The 5884-nt window shown below is 44.2% G+C and carries 6 protein-coding genes; all 6 read right to left on the bottom strand.

Annotated elements, in window-relative coordinates; all coding sequences use genetic code 11:
• Nucleotides 1-178: 178 nt before the first annotated feature.
• Complete coding sequence (locus L1271_RS24295) at nt 179-712, bottom strand: hypothetical protein (RefSeq protein WP_235369009.1); 534 nt, start codon at nt 710-712, stop codon at nt 179-181.
• A 135-nt stretch (nt 713-847) separates the two neighbouring features.
• A complete protein-coding gene (locus L1271_RS24300) occupies nt 848-1075 on the bottom strand; it encodes a hypothetical protein (protein ID WP_235369010.1) in 228 nt (75 codons plus the stop codon).
• Complete coding sequence (locus L1271_RS24305) at nt 1068-2615, bottom strand: hypothetical protein (protein ID WP_235369011.1); 1548 nt, start codon at nt 2613-2615, stop codon at nt 1068-1070. Before L1271_RS24305 ends, L1271_RS24300 begins: the two co-directional genes overlap by 8 nt.
• A gap of 73 nt (nt 2616-2688) precedes the next feature.
• Nucleotides 2689-2997, bottom strand: coding sequence for a hypothetical protein (locus L1271_RS24310; protein WP_174171104.1), 309 nt, complete (start codon nt 2995-2997; stop codon nt 2689-2691).
• Nucleotides 2997-3947 (bottom strand): hypothetical protein, encoded by a 951-nt coding sequence (locus L1271_RS24315; RefSeq protein WP_235369012.1) that lies wholly within the window; start codon nt 3945-3947, stop codon nt 2997-2999. Before L1271_RS24315 ends, L1271_RS24310 begins: the two co-directional genes overlap by 1 nt.
• Nucleotides 3947-5884 (bottom strand): hypothetical protein (locus L1271_RS24320; protein WP_235369013.1); only part of this gene is annotated, 1938 nt, incomplete at its 5' end. The genes L1271_RS24315 and L1271_RS24320, both read right to left, overlap by 1 nt.

The raw sequence follows: 5884 nt of genomic DNA on the forward strand, positions 1-5884 counted from the left end.
CTGATGCCGCGCGCGAAAACTTAACGCAAATTGCGCGAAAACTGCGAAAAATAAGCTTTTAAAATATTTAAACTACTTTTCAATATTTGAACTTACAAGCTCGCACTATTGCCTCATTACTCTATGCTACATTTCAAGCTACTTACGCTTTGGCCTGGAGAGTAACTTTATCTGATTGCTATGATTCGAATCGCTGCATCACCCAATTTAGGTATTTTCTTTCATAGTTATGGCCTAATTGATTTATCGGTATCGGCTTTTTGTTCAGAATCGACAAAAGTATCGATGCGATAGTGTCTCCCTTGATAATTTTAATAACCATTTCTTCAATATCTTTGAGTTGGTTGTTTATTGCTTGATCACTCAAAAAGTCAAACCCATCGGATGCATCAAGGGTTGCTGTATGTATCAACTTATTACGTGCCTCTCGAGCTTCAGAAAGAATGTTATTGATATCTTGTTCATATCCCAAAGACACTATGGCTCTATGTAAATTCTTATGCTTTTTGGAAATGTTTTTAAGTCTATGATGAAACTCATCATCACTTATGTAACGTTTTGCAGTTGCTAAAAACCTGAACTGCTCTGAGTTTGCCAAGGCTTTACAGGATGATTCAAACCTAGTTGCTATTGTTAATGCCCTACCGAATATGGAATATATTTCATCTGAAAACTCAGTCCGTTCAAAATTTTCAAACATGTAGTTAATCATATGGAGTCCTTTTTATATACATAACCTTATAAAATATAAGCTATTTACCAGTTAGAGTACCCCATAAATCTACCATCTGTCACACTATGTAAAGGAGGTAGCAATCAAAATTTCGAGTTGATACTCTGAAGTACATCACACCTCAACCTCACTATACGGCAAGTCCGGTGCTTGTCCTGTAATGCGATCATTCTCTATATACACTGAACCTGACTGAACACTATCACCCAGTACGCGGCTGGTTGTCCCGTCGCTGTGCTCTACTGTAGTCGTACCATCATTATTCACAGTTAACACTTTTACTATACTGCGCTGTGTGCCGGAGAGTACTGAACCGAGCCTGTTTAGTGTGTTGTTAGACATTGCGTATCACCTGAATAGTTTGATTTACCATAATCGCGCCTTGGTTACTGATACTGGCGGAGATGGCCAGTGAGTCCACGGTTGCTTTGTATAGTTCATCCGCGAACCGAACGCCCAGCAGCATGCCTGGTCTGATTGGTGGTAGGTCAGCTTTGAGCTTGGTGCGAATGGTTGCGGTTCGTTTATTGCCACTTCTTGCTAGTTCACATGTACCACGTTGGCGCGCGGCTTGTACGTCGGTAATTAGATTATCCACAATGTCGCGGGCATAATCAGTTGCGGGAGTGCCTTGGCGCTTGATTTTACATGCTACGCCTTGCTGCTCACCTCTCACAAAAACAACGTTGTGCTCAGGCTGAATGGTGTCTCGTGTATTGTGCTCTAGTATTAGAGCATCATTGAGAATGACATCTGGCGTTGCTTGCTCCGTACTCCACGGATTAACTGGCCACTCAGGCACAACTGAGACAGTTTTAGTTGTATCGTTAATGTCCAATATCGCGCCAATACTGCTAGCTACTTTTAATAGTGCAGCCGCTGGCGTCAATCCTCGATACGAAAACGCCCCTTCAGGGATTGGGTAATCAATCATTTTGTTGTCTAACGTCCAGCCAGTGTTTTCGAGTATGTCGGTCATGATACCTGCGAGCGTCTTGTCTACGGTGTTTACGTAATTACGCTCCCGCTGATACGGTGCAGCAAGTTCTGCGAATCGAGAACGTATCGACGCGCTGTAACTATTATTTGAAAACCGATTGCTTGTACTGGGTTGCTCACAAATCACGATGAACTCATAGCCGTTAATGACCAGCTTTAACTGTTGGCCAATCGCACGCTCCATATCTATTCTGCTGCAAAACTTGATGTTGCCCGTTGCAGCAAACTGGCCACGTTGCCATGTGCAGGTGATGTTGTTAATTAGAATTTTTAAATCATCACTTAGTCGATTACAGCTGATTGATGGTTGCATGATGTAATATCTCTGTATCTGTGGCTCAATTGGGATTTTTGAATCAATGGGGGGAATGTCATCATCTGAGCGAACTGGCCCACCAGGTAATCCCCAGTAGCAAACCTTTTCAAACGGTGACAATTTGAGTTTAACTTTGCCTATCTGGGGGCTGGCATTCAACGCGTTATCAAATCGCACGATAACCTTACCTTTACGAGGATGATTTACTCGGTAGCAAATATATGCGCGCTCACTCGGCCCGTAATAGATGCAAAGTGCGGTTTCATGTTGCGAAGCCTCTCTCCAGACTTGGGTTGTCTCAACGTACTTTGCTTGTCCTTTACTCCATCTAAATTCACTTTCCTTTGTGATAACCGACATATTGCTTTTCCAACCTGTATTTACTTGCTGCTCAATAGCAGTTTGGTTTGCATGCCAAAATAAGGAAGTCTCTCTGTGAAGTGCAACTGCGTTCGCCCAGCTCATTTGATAAATTGTGTCTAATGAGAGTGCATTGGTGTATTGCAATGCAACCAGCACGGCATAATTGTCGTTATTTGAGTAAGCGATGTCGCAAAAAATTGCCACCTCTTTATCTTCTGGCTCCGGCCCTGAATTGAAAAATATCAGGACGGGGGATGTTTGTTTAGAGCATGGATACTTAAATCTGAGCTGTACCATTCAACGTCTCTGGTAATGCCACTAAATTAACGATTTCAGCCTGAACATAATCTACAATCGCAGCATTGTACGTTTCTGTATCGTCGAATATTACAACGGCGATATTATGGTCGGCAGCATAGTGCGATGGGAGAAATACATTGGTGCGTGGTCTGGCGTGTAATATCTGCTCTCCCGTATTTCGATTCAGCAATAACATGCGAGTGGCACTAGCATCATAGTCTACACGTAACAATCCCACGTCGAGTGCTGCCGTACGCTCAAAGGTCTTTAACTGGATTAACTGCATTACCAACTCTCCAAATTTAACCACAGTGCGGTGCCTGAGTTGTCTTCATGGTGCGGTATTGCGAGGTAGTTTGTGTTCCCGATTGATTTCAAAAATGGCATGTTTTCGCGCCCATAGCCATATTCCAGCGAGACGAATAGTCCTGGAAGTAGGCCTCTATGAGTGGGTCTAATGCTATCGTTTGTGTTTGATTTTCGGTCTCCTGTCACAATAACGAGTGGGCTCATCATACTTATTTCTGGTGTAGCATCGACGTACATATACCCCCTGCTATAAGAGCTGCCAAAAATAGAGCTAAAATATGAATTCTGGCTGTCTGGTGAACCATCAAGTGGATAGACAATGCTTGTACCGTACGCGCCTAAATGTAGTTGCTGACTGGCGTTCTCATTGTAATTTAAACTCCCAGACTCACGGTAATTTCCTGAAATAGTAAAAAACCTCGTTGGGTCATTGGGTATATGGTTGAAATAATCACCCACATAAAACAAATTGTGACTGCCACGGTTGAAAAAATTAACTGACATTTGATAGTTTGCAAATGAGAAAAAATAGAACCCATGAGTCGATGCTACGAGTATCCAGTTTTTGCGCGCATACTGCTCATTTGTTGACGATATGCCAAACCTAAATTTGGCACCATTGCGGGAGTGTTGGTCAAATGATACGTAATCTAAGCATCCTTGCGCGGTGATTATTTCTGCGTTGCTAGTTCCAGCGGCTTTTAATACTATATAGCCACCACTGGCTCCTTTTGCTGGGTCATTTTGAAATGTCAGGCACGGTGGGTTCGCTTGCTCTTCAACTAACAGCCATCCTGCTGCGGGTTTTTGTCCATATCCCTCAACGAGGCATTTTTTAAATAAGTTGAACCATTCCACAGGTGAGCCTTGTATTAGCTGCGGTGCACCTTCGTCATCCCATCTATATACAGTTACTGGTGTTGGCATTAGTCTTTACTCCCTCTAAATCCAAGCGTGGATTTGTCGTATTTAATTTCGGTATGCCCGGGGCTTACCGAGCGCGTGACCATAATTGGCTTACTTGCTGTGGTAGTTTCAAATAAAAACGCTTCGCCTGGATTCAATCCAGACCCTAACGCCTCTTTGCGTAGAACAAAAAATGGTGAGCCTGCATTGGCATTAATGGGCGTGCAGTCGCTGGTAATGTCGCCGTTATAAATAGTGCCTACATGCTCGCCCACAACATAAAACGCAGTAGTGCTGGTAAATACAATGGCCCAGCGCTGGGCAATGGTGCCAAGATTACTAAGCTCGATTGGATATTGTGTGGTGTTGATTGCGCTCGATGCGGGAGAGCCAAAATCACCAAAGTTGTTTTGCCAAGCTGAGAGTGTCCGTTCATCTTTGGTCAGCGCTTGTAAGTCGCCGAGCACATAGGCGCTAGAAACGGTTGCGCCAACGTCATATGTTCTTTTCAGTGGCGAGAGTATTTTGAGCGTATCGCCGTCGATTGCATCCACCAAAACCAGCTCACTGAGCACTACTGTTATGATGAACGGACCGGAAAAGTTGCTAATACCTTCCTTGATTGTGACTTTGCCTGTGGCCTTGTCATAGCTGTAATTGTCATCATTGGCGCTATAGAGCGATAGCCCCTCATTATCAACAATATCTACCCAGTTAGCGTCAACGGTTACCGTTAACTCTTGGCCATTGCTCAGTGTTGCGTGTTGGGTCCGGTTACGCTCTTGCACGCACACAAGATTAAACTCGTGAAATATCGGCACATAGCCGCCTTCAGGTAGTTTGCTGCGGTCAATGCCACCTGGTGGGCTAGGTACATTGATAATGGTGAGTTCATCATAATCATAGGTAATAGATTCCTGCACCATATCTACTGCAAACACCAGTGAAACCGTACCATTGCTACTTACTGAGCCAGATATATTAGTACCTGTGATGTTGCCGTTGTCATCGCTAGATGCACTATATTCAGTGCCAGCCTCAGACGTTGCGCGAATATAAATACTATTGCGAGCAAATGATTGAGACGGTAACGCAAATTCGATTTCTCGCAGTGAAAGTGGCTTTACCTGAATTAACGCGCCCAGCTCTTCGCTTACCGTCCCGCTAAAATCGATTGGCTCTAACTCTGTAATTACGCCTGTATCATAATCAATCGTCGCGATAATGTAGCCAGAATGGATAAAGCGACCAGCGCCATCATCTGTGATCACTTGGCTAGAACCGGATTTTTTTAGCTTAACCGTCCCTTTAACAATGGTTTCTGTCGCGCCTAATGTGATGTTTTGACTTGAGCCAAAAGAATGAAACCTAAAATCCAGCTTTGATAAGTAGTAGATCCAAAGAAAGTAACCGCTAGGCAAATATCTTCCTTCGTACGCTTCCCCTGATACCACCGTGCCGTTGATGGTGTGCTGCTTCCAAAGAGAAAACCACGAATGCTCGCGCACAACAACTCTCGTGTAATCAAGCAATAAGTCTGGAATATCCACACTGAACTCACTTAAATTACCAAATGACTCAATCTTTTTGTATCGATAGCCCGTTACATCGCTATCGCTGTCCAGCTGTGGTCTCAGTCCTTGTTTAGACTGAGTGCGGGTAACACTTGGCGCTAAGGAGCGCTGCAAGTCCCGCACTCTTAGGTGTAGCTCGCCGCTTTGATATGGCGATGTTAAATGACTTAGCCCGTGGTACTTAGTCGTGCTGGCAGTCATTAACGCCAACATATCATCGAGCAACGAATCGTCTCGTAAATCTGGAGACTCAACCAGTAGCGTGCTGACCAGCGGGTCGTCTGGTTGGTCAGCTATGAATACGTGTGCATCTGAAAGCTTAGTTGCGTCATCAGTTGCAACGGCGGGGTAAAGTTTTACAAGATCAAATGCGCTGCGCGCATG

This window comes from Pseudoalteromonas sp. OF5H-5, from assembly GCF_021530695.1.
Lineage (GTDB): Bacteria > Pseudomonadota > Gammaproteobacteria > Enterobacterales > Alteromonadaceae > Pseudoalteromonas.

Bases quoted from the DNA above. Each gene is read 5' to 3' on its own strand.
- L1271_RS24295 (WP_235369009.1), bottom strand. From the start codon at position 712: ATGATTAACTACATGTTTGAAAATTTTGAACGGACTGAGTTTTCAGAT.
- L1271_RS24300 (WP_235369010.1), bottom strand. From the start codon at position 1,075: ATGTCTAACAACACACTAAACAGGCTCGGTTCAGTACTCTCCGGCACA.
- L1271_RS24310 (WP_174171104.1), bottom strand. From the start codon at position 2,997: ATGCAGTTAATCCAGTTAAAGACCTTTGAGCGTACGGCAGCACTCGAC.
- L1271_RS24315 (WP_235369012.1), bottom strand. From the start codon at position 3,947: ATGCCAACACCAGTAACTGTATATAGATGGGATGACGAAGGTGCACCG.